This window comes from Magnetospira sp. QH-2 (genome assembly GCF_000968135.1).
Classification (GTDB): Bacteria; Pseudomonadota; Alphaproteobacteria; order Rhodospirillales; family Magnetospiraceae; genus Magnetospira.
Genome location: NZ_FO538765.1, coordinates 2378271 through 2394874 on the forward strand (window position 1 = coordinate 2378271; position 16604 = coordinate 2394874).

Annotated in this window: 12 protein-coding genes; 7 read left to right on the forward strand and 5 right to left on the reverse strand. The window is 55.8% G+C overall.

Annotated features, from left to right (window positions below):
- Positions 1 to 39 precede the first annotated feature (39 nt).
- From MGMAQ_RS11235 to MGMAQ_RS11250, 4 genes are all read left to right on the forward strand, one after another.
- On the forward strand, positions 40 to 1311 hold the full coding sequence (locus MGMAQ_RS11235) for a glycerate kinase (protein ID WP_046021614.1): 1272 nt from the start codon (positions 40 to 42) through the stop codon (positions 1309 to 1311).
- Positions 1312 to 1850: 539 nt separating this feature from the next.
- Positions 1851 to 4130, forward strand: a complete 2280-nt coding sequence (locus tag MGMAQ_RS11240) for a TerB N-terminal domain-containing protein (protein ID WP_082085396.1) — start codon at positions 1851 to 1853, stop codon at positions 4128 to 4130.
- Positions 4127 to 5449 (forward strand): ATP-binding protein, encoded by a 1323-nt coding sequence (locus tag MGMAQ_RS11245; RefSeq protein WP_046021616.1) that lies wholly within the window; start codon positions 4127 to 4129, stop codon positions 5447 to 5449. The genes MGMAQ_RS11240 and MGMAQ_RS11245 overlap by 4 nt, the downstream gene beginning before the upstream one ends.
- Entirely contained in the window at positions 5424 to 7625 is a 2202-nt protein-coding gene (locus MGMAQ_RS11250; protein ID WP_046021617.1) for a DEAD/DEAH box helicase, read from the forward strand. Before MGMAQ_RS11245 ends, MGMAQ_RS11250 begins: the two co-directional genes overlap by 26 nt.
- A gap of 70 nt (positions 7626 to 7695) precedes the next feature.
- Here the strand turns inward: MGMAQ_RS11250 and MGMAQ_RS11255 are convergent, their stop codons facing one another.
- The 3 genes from MGMAQ_RS11255 to MGMAQ_RS21515 all read right to left on the reverse strand — a co-directional run bounded on the left by MGMAQ_RS11255 (position 7696) and on the right by MGMAQ_RS21515 (position 13600).
- A complete protein-coding gene (locus tag MGMAQ_RS11255) occupies positions 7696 to 11247 on the reverse strand; it encodes an AAA domain-containing protein (RefSeq protein WP_046021618.1) in 3552 nt (1183 codons plus the stop codon).
- A complete protein-coding gene (locus MGMAQ_RS11260; protein ID WP_046021619.1) occupies positions 11247 to 12434 on the reverse strand; it encodes a hypothetical protein in 1188 nt (395 codons plus the stop codon). The genes MGMAQ_RS11255 and MGMAQ_RS11260 overlap by 1 nt, the downstream gene beginning before the upstream one ends.
- Positions 12435 to 12700: 266 nt before the next feature.
- The gene (locus tag MGMAQ_RS21515) at positions 12701 to 13600 is read right to left on the reverse strand and encodes a transposase (protein ID WP_052716340.1); all 900 of its coding nucleotides are present in this window, start codon (positions 13598 to 13600) and stop codon (positions 12701 to 12703) included.
- Here MGMAQ_RS21515 and MGMAQ_RS20725 point away from each other — a divergent pair.
- The 3 genes from MGMAQ_RS20725 to MGMAQ_RS21070 all read left to right on the forward strand — a co-directional run bounded on the left by MGMAQ_RS20725 (position 13550) and on the right by MGMAQ_RS21070 (position 15233).
- The gene (locus tag MGMAQ_RS20725) at positions 13550 to 13753 is read left to right on the forward strand and encodes a hypothetical protein (RefSeq protein WP_198409115.1); all 204 of its coding nucleotides are present in this window, start codon (positions 13550 to 13552) and stop codon (positions 13751 to 13753) included. The two genes, MGMAQ_RS21515 and MGMAQ_RS20725, sit on opposite strands and share 51 nt — an antisense overlap.
- A 198-nt stretch (positions 13754 to 13951) precedes the next feature.
- Complete coding sequence (locus MGMAQ_RS21065; protein WP_158498839.1) at positions 13952 to 14854, forward strand: hypothetical protein; 903 nt, start codon at positions 13952 to 13954, stop codon at positions 14852 to 14854.
- Positions 14820 to 15233, forward strand: coding sequence for a hypothetical protein (locus MGMAQ_RS21070; protein WP_046021622.1), 414 nt, complete (start codon positions 14820 to 14822; stop codon positions 15231 to 15233). Before MGMAQ_RS21065 ends, MGMAQ_RS21070 begins: the two co-directional genes overlap by 35 nt.
- Here the strand turns inward: MGMAQ_RS21070 and MGMAQ_RS11285 are convergent.
- Both MGMAQ_RS11285 and MGMAQ_RS11290 read right to left on the reverse strand, forming a co-directional pair.
- A complete protein-coding gene (locus MGMAQ_RS11285; protein WP_158498733.1) occupies positions 15207 to 16148 on the reverse strand; it encodes an IS30 family transposase in 942 nt (313 codons plus the stop codon). The genes MGMAQ_RS21070 and MGMAQ_RS11285 overlap by 27 nt on opposite strands.
- Positions 16079 to 16600: a toll/interleukin-1 receptor domain-containing protein gene (locus MGMAQ_RS11290; protein WP_252508721.1), complete on the reverse strand. Its 522-nt coding sequence runs from the start codon at positions 16598 to 16600 to the stop codon at positions 16079 to 16081. Before MGMAQ_RS11290 ends, MGMAQ_RS11285 begins: the two co-directional genes overlap by 70 nt.
- Between the last annotated feature and the right edge of the window lie 4 nt (positions 16601 to 16604).

Sequence of the window (16604 nt, forward strand, 5' to 3'; positions counted from 1 at the left end):
CGAATCCGGTCAAACACGACGGGATCCAGAGGCTCGCCCATGAACCTTCCACCGCGAGAAATCCTTCTGTCCCTTTTCGACGCGGCTGTCGATGCCGCGCGTCCGGAGACCTGCCTGCCACCCTACTTGCCGTCCCGACCCAAAGGAAAAACGGTCGTTATCGGCATGGGAAAAAGCGCGGCGGCCATGGCCAAGACCGTGGAGGATCATTGGGACGGCCCCTTGTCAGGGGTGGTGGTGACGCGCTACGGGCATGGGGTCGATTGCCATTCGGTAAAAGTTTTGGCAGCTTCTCATCCGGTGCCCGACCAAGCCGGAGTTGATGCCACCCGCGAGATCCTTTCCTGCATCCAAGGACTGACCGAGGATGATCTGGTTTTATGCCTGATTTCCGGTGGCGGCTCGGCTCTTCTGGTTCAGCCGCCAGATAGTGTACCGCTGGCGGAAAAGCAGGCCTTGACTCTATCCTTGCTGAAATGCGGCGCGACGATCTCGGAAATCAACGCGGTCCGCAAACAGTTCTCCTTGGTCAAGGGCGGGCGTTTGGCCGCGGCTTGCGGTCCGGCAAAGATGGTCTCTTTGATCATCTCTGACGTGCCGGGGGATGACTTGGCCTTTATTGCGTCCGGTCCGACCTATCCCAACGACACTACGGCGGAACAGGTTTCAGCTATTCTCGAACGATACCATATCGCCCTTTCTACCAAGCTCGCCCGGGCCCTTGATCGCTCTCAAAATCTACCACCCCATCACCGGGCCTTCGACCGGGTGGAGAACGTCTTGATCGCCACGCCGCAGATGTCCCTGGACGCCGCCGCCGCGCAAGCCAAGGGGATGGGATTGTCCCCCTTGATCCTGGGTGACCGTATTGAGGGAGAGTCCCGCGAGGTGGCCATAGTCATGGCGGGCATTGCGACCCAATGCGCCGCCCGGCGCCAGCCCGTTGAGCCGCCTTGCGTTTTGCTGTCGGGTGGGGAAACCACGGTCACCATCAGCGGAAACGGAAAAGGGGGGCCCAACACAGAATTCCTGCTTTCCCTCGCCATTGCTCTGAACGGCCATGACAGTATTTCAGCCATAGCCTGCGATACCGATGGCATCGATGGCAGCGAGGACAATGCCGGGGCCGTCGTGACCCCAGATACGTTGGAACGGGCTCGCGATCTTGACCTGTCTCCCCTCGCCTACCTTTCGGCCAACAATGCCTATTGCTTTTTTCACAGTCTGGATGATCTGGTTGTGCCCGGTCCGACCTTGACCAATGTAAATGATTTTCGGGCAATTCTCATTGAAGGTGACCGAATGGGATGAAAGGCCCCTCCCCCCCCCTTTGCTTCGCGGAGAAGTCACTTGAAATATATCACTTTTTGACACCCCAGAACCTATACAGGTTTTTTTCCTATATTTTGAATCTCAATGTGACATACATCATGAATATGTTCTTCATGCGTGCGCCTTCGGGAGGCGCTTTGTTGGCACCACACCCGGCTTTTTGGATTCTTGTTTCTTTTCTGGGCCAACATTCTTAACCAATCAATTTGAAGGCAACGAAATGGTGAAACTACCGCACATCAAATCAACCCTGGGCAGTTCGTATGACGCTCGGGGATCTTGGGCGTAGGTTGCGGTTGGTAAGGCTCCCAAATTTCCTGGGAATGTAACCGGGATCTTTGTTTAAAGATTCAAGGAAGTAGCCGGATTCTTCAGGGCATTCCATGTCCTGTTGGTCACGACCAGATCTACCTTAAAACCCATATGTTGCATCACTTACACTTATCGCTATTATGACTGTTTATGCGGATCTACCCTCATTAATATATAATGCCGCAACATAATCTAAGAGGCCGTCAATGGAATACGTTATTATTCTCGTGACAGGATATTTCATTTTTCGCGCGCTTATAAAATCAAGCAAAGAAAAGCAGGTGCAAAACAATCATATAGCCACTCGCAGTTCCACCGCGTCGTACGGAAGCAACTCTCCGGATGACTACAACATCGGTGTTCGATCTCATTCTCGATCTAGCGACTATGGGTATGAGCGATCTCCTCCTCGTGAGGCAAAATACATACCGCCTGGTCGCGAAGTATCCGTGAGTGGCCACGGAATTTCCAGCGGTATGATCTACGTTGGCAAACTCGGCAAACGCGCTCATTGGGAAACCCCAAAAGCATATATCAACCTTGATGCCGAGGTGGCGACGGCTGGGGAGGATGTCCTTGGTGCAGAAATGCCCTATTGGCCAAGCTATAGCGAAATCTCACCCCACAGCCGCCTTGCCTACCTTCGTTGGCTCATGGGAGGGCGTCGTGATCCAGAATATGGAATCGGGTACGTTTTCTTATTCTTCTATGGGCTTGAGCGACGGTTGTTCGTGGACAAGGCCTACACGGAAGCCTCCAATCTCATTCAAGAAGTGAACGAGCTTCGCGAGGTCTACGGTGACAATGGATCTTTTGATCGTTACAGCCAGAGCTTCCTGGATGCCGCAATCTTTGCGCATGATGCCAATTTGGGCGACTTCATTTACAAGCCGATGGCAGAACCGCAAAGAAGCTGGGAACTGCCGTTGCGGCTGAGGGTGGCCATTGGGGCCCAGATCGAAGAAAAGGGAGCAATTGAGGCGGATTTGGCTCTGGATTGGTGGGTCGCCAGCCGCGATCGGCAATTACCCAAAACGGTACGCCGTGTCTTCTCGGAACTGCGCTCCGTGTTTTGCCTTCGATTTGCTGGAAAGTACCCGGAAGGCCTGAAGTTCAACAAACCCAAAGCACTGATACGAAATCAGTACAGGTCTGCAAGCGGTGATTTTGATATCCGCATATCGCTGGATATCCCTGATGTCGGCAATCTCACCGCGCCGCTGAAAAAAATTGATGCCCTTGCCCAAGAGTGCATTGAAGAACTCAAAAACTACAGTCGAGTCAAAGCGAAAAACGAGGGAAAGGGCGTTTCCCTCGAAGCCATTGCGCAGCTACCCGCCGACGTCCGCAGTCGAATGCCTTCCTCTGCTGTGGACAAGCTTCGTGCATGGTTGGAGGAAAGGATTTCCCACGACTTCGCCTCGGTGGCTGTATCCGACATATTCTCGGTGACCGGTGTGGAACTTGATGGCAAGCCGACGGCGGCGAAAGTCCGCCGCGTATCTTCCGTCCTGGACATCGCCGGATATGATTTGGAACCCCACCCGGATTTCGGAGGAAAGGTCGGAATTGGCCAAGAAATGGTCGTCTTTCGGAGCGAAGATGGAGCAGCAATATCGGCTTCGGAGGCCTATTTAAGCGTTGCGCATACACTGTCTCTTTCTGTGGCAGTGGCCAATGCCGATGGGGAGATCTGCCGGGACGAAAGAATCCATCTTCGAGAAATGATCGCCCAGGAAGGGAAATGGCTTTCCACACCCGAGAAAGTGCGTTTGGCCGCCCACCTCGAATGGCTAATTGCGACCCCGCCTACCTGGGCTTCACTACAAGCAAAGCTGAAGAAGCTGCCGCTGGATGGGCGCCGCCTGGTCGCAAGGTTCGCGCTGGCGACGGCAGCGGCCGACGGTCGCATCGATCCCGGCGAAGTGAAGCTTCTGGAAAAAGTTTATGCGCTCATGGAGGTGGAGAAGAACCAACTTTACACCGACCTCCATGCCCTTGAGGGAGGCGGACAGGACCGCCCCGTCTCGGTCAAGGCAGCGGAGCCTACGAAGGATTACATGATCCCTGCGCAGCCGGCGCCTCAACGACAGGTCGACGGCCCGGTTGTGCTTGATATGTCCCGGATCGAGCAAATACGCCAGGATACTCACCAAGTCTCGCAGATCCTAAGCGAGGTTTTTGCCGAACCTGAAGCGGCTGTCGAGGATGTTCCGGAAATCGATACCCAAGCCGAGATGGAATCGGAAGAAGGAGCTTTCGTTGGCCTCGATGCCGACCACACTGCGCTGCTTGAGGAGTTGATGGCGCGGACTCACTGGCCACGCGAGGACTATGAACGCCTGTGCACCGAATTCGGGCTGATGGCGGAAGGTGCGATCGAGACCATCAACGACTGGGCCTTTGATGCGCATGACGATGCGGCAATCGAAGACGGAGAAACCCTTGAAATCAATAGAGAGCTGCTGCAAGGAGGATCGGCATGACCAAGCGCCGGATCAAACCTCGTGAACGCGATGCCATCATACAGGCTCTCAACGCGGGGGTGGTTCCTCGCATCGGTATTCAACACATTGCCGTCGGACGGTCCAGGGAAACGGACGCGCTGCTGAAGGATATCGACAAGATTTCCGACGAAGGCTCGGCCATACGCTTCATCATTGGTGAATATGGAGCGGGAAAGACGTTCTTCTTGAACTTGGTCAAACAGATTTCACTAGAGAAGAAACTTGTCGTGGTATCCGCCGATCTCGCTCCGGACCGGCGGCTGCATGCAACGGGCGGGCAAGCACGGAACTTATACGCCGAGCTCATGAGAAACCTCTCCACGCGAACCAAACCGGACGGTGGTGCGCTCCAAAGCATCATCGAGCGGTTCGTTTCGGACGCGGCAAGGAAGGCGAAGTCCGAAAACAAAGAGGTTGAGGAGCACATCAATCTCCAATTGTCAGATCTTGAAGATCTCGTGGGGGGATTCGATTTTGCTGTGGTCTTGTCAGCCTATTGGCGCGGGTACAACGACGGGGACGACGACCTGAAAAGCTCTGCGCTTCGATGGTTGCGGGCGGAGTACACAACGAAAACGGAAGCCCGCAAGGACCTGGGTGTTCGCACCATCATCGACGACGCTTCCGTTTACGACCATCTCAAGCTTATGGCGAGGTTCGTGGAAATCACCGGCTATGGCGGCCTGATGGTCTCCATCGATGAGATGGTCAACCTCTATAAGCTAAACAGCGCCCAGGCTCGGAATGCCAACTATGAGCAACTGCTCCGTATCATTAACGATGTTCTGCAGGGCAACTCATCCGGTATCGGGTTTGTTTTTGGGGGCACCCCGGACTTTCTCATGGATACCCGTCGTGGCGTTTACAGCTACGAAGCCTTGCAGTCCCGGCTGGCAGAGAACCAGTTTGCGAGAAACGGACTCGTCGATCTCACCGGGCCTGTTGTTCGGCTGCAGTCTCTGACTCCGGAGGAGCTCTATGTGCTACTCGCCAATATTCGTCGTGTATTCGCCTCGGGCGACGAGGCCAATCACCTGGTGCCGGACGAAGCGATGAAAGCCTTTATGGCGCATTGTAACGAGAAGATCGGCGAAGCCTATTTCCGAACACCACGCAACACGGCCAAGGCATTTGTGAACCTGCTTTCGGTCTTGGAGCAGAACCCGGGAACAGAGTGGGCCGACCTGCTTGGCGCGACCGAGATCGAGGTCGATGTTCCACTCGATGATGCCTTGGACGAAGTCCCAGGCGCTATTGCTGACGAGAGCGGCGATGAACTCACAAGATTCAGGCTCTAGCGCCTCCTCTGTTGCATTCGACCGACTACATCCGGCTGTTCAACGGTGGATATGGAAGCAAGGTTGGAGCAGCCTCCGGTCCATCCAGGAAAAGGCGATAGGGCCAATCCTGGCGCAACAGCGGGATGTCATCATTGCGGCGGCTACGGCGGGTGGAAAAACAGAAGCAGCGTTTCTGCCGGTTATTTCGCGTTGCATTGACGGTCAGGGCAATGGATTTCGAGCCCTGTATGTCAGTCCGCTGAAAGCCCTGATCAATGATCAGGCAAGGCGCTTGGAGGACTTATGCGATCAAGCTGATCTCGATCTGACGCCTTGGCATGGCGATATCTCCGCCTCGGTCAAGAACAGAGCTATCCGCAATCCAGGTGGGTTGGTTTTGATAACACCGGAATCGTTGGAGGCAATGTTCGTTCGCCGTGGATCCCAGATTGGCACCCTGTTCTCCTCACTCAACTATATTGTCATCGACGAATTGCACGCCTTCATCGGGACAGAGCGAGGTATCCAACTTCTCTCCCTGCTTTCCCGGCTTGAGCACGTGCTTAAACGACAAGTCGTGCGGATCGGTTTGTCGGCTACGCTCGGAGACATGGGCATTGCTGCTGAAGCGCTCCGAGCCAATAAGGAGGTATCTCCGGAGATTGTCCTCGACGATGCTGCCGGTTCAGAGCTGTTGGTGCAGGTGCGTGGCTACCAGCGGCACAATCCGGACTCAGAAGACAATGATGGTTGGGAAATCGAAAACCACCTCCTGAAAACGCTCAGAGGCGAAAGCAACCTCATATTTGCGGGATCAAGGCAGCGCGTTGAGGTGATGGCGGATCGGCTGCGGCGAATAAGTGGTGAAAAGGGCGTTCCCAATGAGTTCTTTCCACACCACGGAAACCTGTCCAAGGAGCTACGAGAAGCGCTGGAGAAAAGGCTGAAAGACGGCAATCTGCCGACAAATGCTATCGCCACGACGACCCTTGAGCTCGGAATCGATATTGGTGACGTTGTGAGCGTGGCCCAAATTGGAGCACCTAGGTCGATTGCGGGATTGAGGCAACGGTTAGGCCGGTCTGGGAGACGAGGGGACGCACCCAGTATCCTGCGCATTTATGCCGAGGAAGCGCCTCTAACGGCTAAATCTCCAATCGCTGATCGATTGCGACAAGATACCGTGATGTCTGTCGCGGCGATACGTCTACTTGTCAGGAAATGGTGCGAGGCCCCTCGAAACGGTGCGTTGCACTTGTCCACCCTTACTCATCAAGTGCTGGCCCTGATCAAACAATATGGCGGCATGAGTGCGCCCGCACTCTATTGGCAGCTATGTATCAAGGGGGAATTTCGCAACGTAGATGAGGGTCTATTTGTGAGGCTCTTACGCCAAATGGGCAGCGAAGATGCGAGGCTGCTTGAGCAGGCAGACGACGGTGCATTGTTGCTGGGTGAGGTCGGTGAAAGGATTGCTGATCGGTACGATTTCTATGTGGTGTTTCAAACGCCAGAGGAATACCGAGTTGAAAGCGGCGGTCGGACTCTGGGGCAGATCTCCGCGAACTCGCAGCTTGTGCCCGAGCAATATGTGATTTTTGCCGGGCGCCGCTGGCAAGTGGAAGACGTTGATTCCGAGGCGAAGGTTGTAAGGGTTATCCCTGCGGCCGGCGGCATCCCACCAACATTTGACGGGATCGGGGTTGAAGAAATCAGTGATGGCTTGGTGGCGGAAATGCGTGCTGTTTATCAGGACAGTGCCCCCGCACCCTACTGCGACCCCGCTGGACGTCAGTTTCTAGAGGAAGGACGCAAGGCCTATGCGTCGGCGAACCTTCATCGATTTGACGCCCTGTTTGAGGACCGCCAGTCCTACCTTTTTCCATGGCTAGGTTCTCGCCGACAGACAACTCTTTGCCATTGGCTCAATATGTTTGACGGGATTATCGCTGAAGCGGAGGGGGTCGCGATAGGAGTCCGCGCCGATCTAGGCGACTTGCAGCATGCTCTAGCTGAAATGGCAGCTTGCGGCCCACCTGACCACATGAACCTCGCCTATCGAATCAAGATGAAGAAAAGTCAAAAATACCACGAGTACCTTAGCGACGAGCTACTTGATCATGAACTTGCACGCGATTTTTTTGATTCGGAAGGCCTACAAGAGGTTGTTAAAACAATACGATCTGGTTGTTGACCGTCACCTTGGAACTGGGCTGGTCCCAAGAAGCCCAAATCAGGGTGAAGAACCACGTGTCCAAGGCGTCTTAAGTAAGGCTTGAAAGAAAATCGTCCAGCTCTGACGTCGTTTTCGGGCGTGACATTTTTTGCCGTGGCGTTGCCCGGTCTGATTGTTCCTGTTTTCTGCCCTTTCCACCTTTCTTCTTGCTCTTTCCGCTGGCGGCAGCAGCGTGTGGCGCGGTCTGAGGTTTCGCCTCTTCAGGGGATGGGGGCTCGTCGGTGAAGGAGGAATTCGCCTCTTGCAAAACACTTGGATCGGAAGGGTTTGCCGGTGGGTAGGGCTCATAGGGTTGCAAGTCTCGCAAGGAAACAGGGGTCTCGTAGCTACATTTCCTCGCGCCTTTCTTGGCGAATCCGTTGGAGCATTTGCCAAGTGTCTTGTTCCAGGATTTGTCGAACTTAACGATGCCATCGGCACATTCCGGGCACGCGCCGAGATGGCGGCCAATGGGGATGCCTCGGACGAGGCTTGCAAAGTTCCTTTTGCCGGTGATGTAGCCGCAGCCGTTTTCGCAGACGAGGTGCTCCTTTCCATTCCAACTGACAACAAGGGATGAAGGCCCGGCGCAGGTTGGACAGACGGGCAGTTGGGGCAGTGATGAATCCGGCTGCTTGAGATCGTGACGCGAGAGCAACTTGAGCATTTGGTCTGCGAAGTCCTTAGAAATGGTACGCGTCATCAACTCGGTAGTACGGTCACGCTCCTGGGACAACATGTTCAGGGATCCATGCCATACGGTGCGGTTGTCGATCACGATGGCCTTTTCGTGTGTGACCGTACGCATATCCACGGTCATGCCCGCACGGCGGCAGATATCAAACATGGATCTCAGATGACCGCCAATATGCTTGCTGTTGGGTTGCTGGCTGATCGGTTTGGTAACGATTCTGATCTTGATTCCACGCTCCAGAAGGGATTGGAAGGCATCCATCCATCGGCTGAGGTTTTTCGGTGTCGCGAAGGCGCTGAAGATCACAACCGACTGCCGGGCTTCCATTAAGTCTTGCCGGACGCCGGCATAGAACCCTGTTTCATCATGAAGGGTGGTCGGGCCCTCCACCTTGAACTCGCGGCCATGGGCAAGGTCGCGGACCTTGCCGAGCAAGTCTGATTCGTCCAACAGGTCCCGAGCGCTCAAATGTTCCGCCCGCCCGGCGTAGTCCGACAGGAAACGACGCATCCACTCCGTGGTCCCCCTTTCTCCGAAGTCCTCGGAATTGTAGATCAGTACCAGCTGCTCCTTGGCCCGGCTGAGGGCCACGTTCAAGAGATTGGCGGGCTGGTCTTCCCCGTCCGAGGAATCGAGGAATAAGTTCCTCCGAGTTCGGCCTTCGGACATGACATAATCGAAGACCATGATGCTGCGCTCCGATCCCTGGAACCGGTGCGCCGTGCCAATGCTGGAGGAGTGGATAAGCGCGCGATATTTCTCTTCCGTGGCCTTCAGCAACAACTCCGCCTGACCAGCATAAGGCGTGACGAAACCGATACGCTCCATGGCGCTTTTTCCCTCGCCCGTCAGCAGGCCGTCCAACACCATTTTGTCGATCAGGGACAGCGCCAGGGCAGCGTGGGTTGGGTTGAAACGCCCCTTGCCGGAGAACGGCGGGCTCGACCAAGCGCCAATGTCCTTGGTGTCGATCAGCAACAGTCGTTTGTCGGTCTTCTGCCCGGGGAGGCGAGGTGCCAGCGGGCGTGAAAGGACGCGCTGGCCTGTGATCAGGGAGCCTTCGTAGAAATGATCCGATACCAAGCGCCCGATTTCGTCATGCATGCGGTTCTGTTCTCGGAGCGCGACGAGGTTGTCCGGGAGCGGCTTGCCGTTGCGGTGCTCCTTGACGGCCTTCCGGATTCCGCATTTGTCGAATGGTGTTTTCGCCATCCATTCCGCGACAAGCTCGCTGTCGTTGTTCTTGACGATAGCCGGGAGCTGTTTGAAGTCGCCAACGATGACCACCTGCTTTTTCGACCGACCAGCAGCCCAGTACGTCATGGGCAGAACGACCATGCTCGCTTCGTCGATGACAACCACATCGAAATCTAGTTTGGATAAAGTCGGATCGAGAAACGACTTGTGGACAGTGGTGCCGATGACATCGGCTTCGCGCAGCACCTTGTCCGCCATATCATCCAGTTCCTTGGCGATTTCCGCCAGCCGGTCGACGATGGCGGCAACGCGCGGTTCGATCTCGCCGAGCCGGTCTTTTAATTCGGCTTCGGACGCGAGGTCGGCGACACGTCCGTTAATATCGACCAACCGCACTTCCAAGGATTTCATTTCCTCAACGAGAGCAGCGATGGAATCTTCCGCCTTCTCCAGATCATTCTCCGCAGCTTTCCGTTGTCGGCGGGTTTTGACGAGTTCCCCTTGTACCGCCTCGCGGGAACGCCCGAATCCAAGTCGGGTTTTCAGCGTCTGCTCTTCCGGAGCTTTGGCATATTCGGTTTCAAGTCCTCGGATGACATCGTCGAGGTTGGCAATATCCTGTCGATACTGTTTGGCCTGGTCGGACGCTTCCCGGTATAGGCCCGGCAGGTCGGCAGCGCGTTGAGTGGCAGCGTGAAAATCCTCATATGTTGCCAAGCCAGCCCGGACTTGCCGCAATTCCGGGTCAAGCCTCGCCTTCTCGCGTGTCAAGTCGTCCCGTTCCTTGGTAATCTCGACAGTGCGTGCCTTGACCACTTCCTCGAGAAGGGCCTGCTCACCCCACTTGTCCCTGAACTCCTGAGTGATGCCGTCCCCACCTGGGCGGATAATGGTCTTTTCTCCATCGTAGGAGGGATGCATTCTTGCCACAGTTGCTTGGGTTTCAAGAATGGTTCCGAGGGCTCCGTCTACGGCCTTATTGGCATTGGATGCCACCAACATCCTTTTGCCCTCAGCCAGGAAGCTAACGGCCAGAAGCCCAATGACGGCAGTTTTGCCGCATCCGGGGGGTCCCCAGAGGATCGTGTAGTCGGATTCCTGGGCGATCTCAATAAGGCGCTCTTGTTCCTTGTTAAGTTTCCAGGCGGGTTCCTGTGCGTTTAGGAAGGCGGGTACGACGGAGGGGATCGGCGCTTCCACGACCGTTGCCGTGTGCGTGCCGATGACGAAATTGGCTTGGTCATGATGGAAGGGAGTGGTTTTGTCGAAAACCTCAACCAGTTGCTTGCGTAACAGTTTTTCGATGACGTTTTCGGCTTTGGCAATCACGACTTTTGCCAGGAGTTCACCGTGGTCTTTTTCGATGCCGATGACGACGTGACTAAGGTTCACCTGGGCGACCTTGCCGCGATAGTCGATACCGTTGACAGCGACCGCCAGGCTTTCATCCGGCTCGAAATCGAACTGCCGGTCCAAACCGAACCGGTAGAGAAACAGCCCGCCCATTTCGCCGGCACGATCACCATTCTTCAGCGTTTGGGTTTGGAGGTTCTTTTCGGCGAATTCGATCTCGTCACTTAAGGCAAGGATCATCTGCCCAAGCGGAGTGTCGCCAATGAATTTGGCTCGATTAAAAGGAGGTTCTTTGCGGCGCGGTGCAGGCTTGGACGGCTTCTCTTCTTCGTCGGTATCGGTGGAGTGGTCATCCATCAGTAGACATCCACCTGCCAGAACTCTGCTTCAAGCCGATCCGCAAGCATACCCGCCTCGCTGATCGTCTCGTAAAACGGCGCGTCCTTGGCGAGGGGGAGGTAGCTGACCACGCCGATGAACCGTTCGCCGTCAATGACGAGGGCGTGCGGGTGCACACCACTCGGGTCGAGACCTGCACTTTCGTACACAGCCACTGGATCGATACCTTCCTCTATCGCGCCGCAAAGGCTGAATATGACGAAATGCGTTTTGGCTGCCTTCTTCACGATGCCGATCATGACGCGCTGAGTTCTCGCCGCCGTGACGTGCATTTCAACGATCAAGGCGTTTCGATCGGCGAATATGGCTGGACGGAGCATGCTGGACTTGAGGATATTCTCAACAGTAGGCCAGAAGGTTTCTGGGTGGAGAATTCTCATCGTTCCTTCGGGCAGACCTGGCGGTGTTTCGTCGGCCGGACCGGTTTGAGGTGCAGGAATGATGGATGTAGCTTCATCCTCTGGCAGAGCAGGCGCGAGAGGCTGAGGTGTTTGGGCTTCCTGGGCTGCTTGTTGCGCCTGGAATTTTTGCGGCGCAGACGATGATCGGCGCTGACTGAACAGATCCAATTCGGCTTTCTTTGTCGCACCTTCCTTTACGGTGGCCGCAGCCCGAATGCGGTCAGGGGAGCGCTTGGCGAAGGCAAAACGCCGCAAGCTTTTATCCTTGGAGAAGTCCCTGAGTTTGGATGCGATAAAGCCCGCGATGGGATAGGTCGCGGCCCAACCAAGTTCACTGTAACGGGTGCCGTCCAATCGACCGGTGACACGTTTGAGAAAGGTGTTCAGATTGGCGTCAGTGCGCAGCTTTTCCTGCGGATTCTCGTGATAGAAATGGACAAGAACATTCAGGGCCTCGAACAGCTTCGCGTCCTGGCTCCACACGGTATCATTCAGTTGGAAGCGAAAGCCGGCTTTCTTGCTTGTCTCTTTGATCAAGCCGTGTTCCAGCAATTCGACAATCAGGTGACGGAAGTTGGACCGGCCTGATCGGAAGGTTGGATTTGTCTCCTTATAATAGGCTTGCTCAAGCTTATCTTCCCGCCAACTCGGTCGGGCTGCAAGAAGCCTCACGAGAGCTTTTGGCCCTTCTCCACCCAATTCCAGAAAGTCGCATTTCTCGTCAACGTTTTGGTAGTCGGCCATGGTGCGGTCAGTAACATCTATGGGTTCAACAACGTAGCCGCTCGAAGCGAGCTATAAGATATATAATGGTTTTGAATACACTAAAAAGGATTTAATTCAGAATGCTCTGCACTATCTGACCAGAAAGGCCGTGCTATCGCTCGATGGCTATAGCGGCGTCGAATTTAGGTTTTCAGGTACTACGGGTTAAGCGAATGTCAGAGCATGCAGCTATCGAAAAGTGAGAGACCGCTCTGCAGTCGTATCCGTCCGGTGAAGCCCGTTTGTCAGGTGGGATGAAGGAATTCGCTGGTTTCGATGGCGTTAAGGGCGGCTTTGAGGGTCAGGCTTTGATAGACGGGGAACCATTGGCCGGTGTGACGATGCCACTGGACATCGAACCTGTCGCGACCGATCCAGGTGAGACGGGTGAAGGGTGCATCGAATTCCTCGCCCAGGTTTTCGGAGAAGCCCGACCGGTAACGCTGCAGGAAGCGGTATTTGGTTCCATGCCATTTACCCTGAATATCGACAGGATAATTGAACGGTGTCGGGGTGATGACCGGCAGAAAGCGCGGTTTTAAGACGCTGTCGATGAACGCTTGGCATGTGGCCGTGATGGCGGCCTTCTTCTCCCCGAACAGGCCGTTGAACCCGGTATAGCCGTCCGCATGCACCCAGCCCTTGTAGGCCGATAGGTGGCCTTCGGGATGCGCGCCCTTGCGGTCGATGCTGAATCGATACCAGACACCGGGCGGCGCGGTCTTTCGTTCCGTCCCCGCCTCTTCTCCGGCCCAAGGGCGCTCGTCGCGCACATAGGCCCAGACACGGGCGGTTTGGATCTTCCTTCTGCCCGACGCCTGCATCTTGACCGGCGTGTCGTCGGCGAACAGCGCCGGACCGGCCCGGACGTGACGGCCAATGGCCTCGGCCAACGGTTCGAGCAGCGCCGTCGAACGTCCCACCCAGTCGGTCAGGGTGGATCGCTCCAGATCGACGCCGTCGCGGGCAAAGATCCGTGATTGCCGATACAATGGCAGGTGATCGGCATATTTGCTCACCAGCACATGAGCCAGCAGGCCGGGGCCGGGCCGCCCCTTCTCGATCGGCCGCGACGGTAAGGGCGCCTGTCTGTTTTGACGGGTGAGTTGCAGTCCCGCGACCTTCTGATCGAGAAGCTCAAGCACCAGCTTTCAGGCCATGCCCGTCACCGTTTCGGGAGGACGTCCGAGAGCCTGGATCAACTGCGCCTGACCTTCGTCGAGGACGAGGCCATCGCCTGCGCGGCGGTGGAACAGGCCGCTCCGGGCGGCGCATATCTTCCGCTTCGACTTCCATGAAAAGGAACTAAAACCCATTAATTGGCTGCCGAGAAGCATATTATTTTATGATTTTCGCCAGAATTCACATATCTTCGATAAATGTTCTTGACAATTCCTAGGAACAAGCAAAATCATAGAGGAGCATAAACCGCTCTATGGAATTTATGTGTTTTCCATGGAGCTATTCGTCCTATCTCGAACCAAAGGAGGCTCCCGATGGGTGGTTTTACCGGACTTGACCTTCCTTCCGACGCTCGTCGGGAGGAGAAAAGAAAATCAATCCGACAATCCGGAAACCGGATGTCGGCACCGAGAACAACCGTTGCGACCTACCGGCATTCAGAACCGACCCGGCGACCGGTACAGACATTCGACTCAGGTACCACCGTTGTGCCGCCCGGATCACAGAACCTCATGAAAGAGACGGAAGTACGTACGAGACTGTCGGCGGTCATCGAAGAGGATGCGCTCCCCGCCTCCATTTCACCTATCAAGCCCGCGACCAAGTCTTCTCCGTTTGACGATACGTCGGATCAACTTCGCCATATTCGTGAGCAGCAAGAGGAGCAGGAAAAGGCGGAACGCGCTCGAAAGCGCGAAGCCGAAAAGCTGGAAAAGGAGCGGCAGCGGCAGGAAGAAGCCGAACGCAGGAAGAGCGAGGAAGCCAATCGGCGGCTGCGGGAAAACAACCAGCGGATGGCGGAACTGCAGCAAAAAGCGAAATCCATCGCCGACCCCGATGACTACGAATGGGATTTCAACAAGGGGCGCGTCACTCCCGGCCATGAAGCGGACCGGATCAAGTTCAGGCGGACCTCGGACTGGTCCTCCACCGATGCGCTGAAGATGATGAACACCCGATCCTATTTCCAGGGCGGATTTCCGGATTCCGAAGGCGTTCGGGAACGTGTCGTCGATTGGTTCAAGGCGACATTCCCCGAAACACCGAAAGGCTGGGAGGACTCCGAATGGTCGCGCGGCTTTTCGTCCCAGCCGGAAGATCGCCGCAAGGTCGATGAGGAGCTGGACCGCCCGACGGGGTGCACTGGAAGCCCGGCATCTGCTCGACCAACTGACAGCCTCCATGCAGCCCATGGGAGGCGAAGAACCGCCGAGTGATGATGAGGAACCGGACGCCCCCGATCCAGAAGAACCGGATGATCCCGACGAACCCGATGATCCCGACAAGCCGGACCCGGATGATCCCGACGATTGCGACGATATTCGCGAAAAGGTCGAATCTCTGGAAGAACAGGTTGGTGACAATGAAGAAAAGCAGGATCGGGTTTGGCAGGAAATCGAGAAGCGTCTGGAGAATATCGATAAATATGAAGCGAGCATCGAGCGATTAAAGCGTGAGGCGGTAATTGCAGAAGAATATGCTGAATCCAGTTGGGGCGAAAAACTTCCGTGGTCGACATCTCCGTGGGGAGTAGCTTGGAAAACTCTCACCACACCAAGCACGCTGGATTCAAATTTCAAGTGCAACACCGATTGATTTGGCGAATGCCTCGATTGGCGTGAGGAAACCGAGGCATTTTCGGGGCGTTGTGTTGTAGGTCCATGTGATGTCCTCGATGTCTTGATCGGAGAATTTATTGAGGCGAATGTGCCTGGGCAGGCTGCGGCGCAGGACGCCGTTGGCGTTCTCGATGGAGCCGCGCTGCCAGGGGGAATGGGGATCGCAAAAGAAGGCGCGCACAGGCAGGCTCTTGTGGTCGTAGAACTCGCCGCCGTTGTCCAGGGTGACGGTTTTCCGGGCCCGTTTGGGCGCACGGTTGAGCAGCCTGGCCAGCGCCTCGGCGGTGGTGCGGGCGGTTTTGTCTGGAAGGGTCGCGGTGAGCAGCAGCCGAGACCGCCGCTCGATACAGGTGAGCAAACAGGCCCGTTGCTTGCGGAAGTGCACCAAGTCGGCCTCCCAATGGCCCGGCTCGGCGCGCAGATGGGCCTTGGTCGGACGCATATGGATCGGCATCCGGTCGGGGATCGGCGGATCGCGCCGCCCTTTTCGGGCCCGTCGTCCGCGACGGGATTTGGCCTGCGGCAACAGGCGGTGGAGCTTCCGCCGCCGCCCGTGGGGCCCGTAGATCCAGGCATAGATTGTCTCGGCGCTGATGGTATGCTCTGATCCTTCGAGCTTGAGCCTTCCGGCGATCTGCTCCGGGCTCTGTTCCATAGCAAGTGCATCCAGGATGTGGGTTTTCAGAGGGCTCAAGCGCTCGATTTTCGGCAGGCGGCGTTTGCGCGCCCAGGCCATGCGCTCGGCCATGGCCGGCTTGTATCCGGCCCGGGGCAGCGCGTTGCGCTTCAATTCCCGGCCAATGGTCGAGGCCGAGCGGCCCATCAGCCGCCCAATGGCCCGTTGAGATTTACCGTCTGCATGCAGACGGTAAATCTCGCATCTTTCGTCCAAGCTGACGTGTGCATATTTCTGTCCCATAGCGTTCCCAGCATACCTGGGTGGTGCACTTGGGGTCTGAATCTAGGCAGCCTTAGAAAATCGATAGAAAAATCACTGTATGACGTGTCATCTATCCGCATTGGAACGATGAAGTAGTCATCGCTTATTTGCTTCTTCAGGATGTTGGCTAAACCAATTTCCTTCTGGATTCCGTCCCGTATACGTTGGTTTTCATCAAAAGCGTTTTGTGAGACGACTAGGACAAATTTGACGGTCCTGTGCCGAAGAGCATCTTCGATGTCCTGCCAGAAATCTTCGCCGCCAAGCAACTTCTCTTGATCGCACCAAACTTGATACCCAGCCATGGAGAGCCGTGAAGCCAGCCATGTGGCAAAAGCGTTATCGCCGGGTGTTGCGTGACTTATAAAAATCGTATCTCTTTGCGAAATTTCGTCTTGAAACACCTCC

Excerpts from the sequence above, each read along its gene's own strand:
- MGMAQ_RS11235 (WP_046021614.1), top strand. The coding sequence starts at position 40 with ATGAACCTTCCACCGCGAGAAATCCTTCTGTCCCTTTTCGACGCGGCT.
- MGMAQ_RS11240 (WP_082085396.1), top strand. The coding sequence starts at position 1,851 with ATGGAATACGTTATTATTCTCGTGACAGGATATTTCATTTTTCGCGCG.
- MGMAQ_RS11245 (WP_046021616.1), top strand. The coding sequence starts at position 4,127 with ATGACCAAGCGCCGGATCAAACCTCGTGAACGCGATGCCATCATACAG.
- MGMAQ_RS11250 (WP_046021617.1), top strand. The coding sequence starts at position 5,424 with ATGAACTCACAAGATTCAGGCTCTAGCGCCTCCTCTGTTGCATTCGAC.
- MGMAQ_RS11255 (WP_046021618.1), bottom strand. The coding sequence starts at position 11,247 with ATGGATGACCACTCCACCGATACCGACGAAGAAGAGAAGCCGTCCAAG.
- MGMAQ_RS11260 (WP_046021619.1), bottom strand. The coding sequence starts at position 12,434 with ATGGCCGACTACCAAAACGTTGACGAGAAATGCGACTTTCTGGAATTG.
- MGMAQ_RS21065 (WP_158498839.1), top strand. The coding sequence starts at position 13,952 with ATGGGTGGTTTTACCGGACTTGACCTTCCTTCCGACGCTCGTCGGGAG.
- MGMAQ_RS21070 (WP_046021622.1), top strand. The coding sequence starts at position 14,820 with ATGCAGCCCATGGGAGGCGAAGAACCGCCGAGTGATGATGAGGAACCG.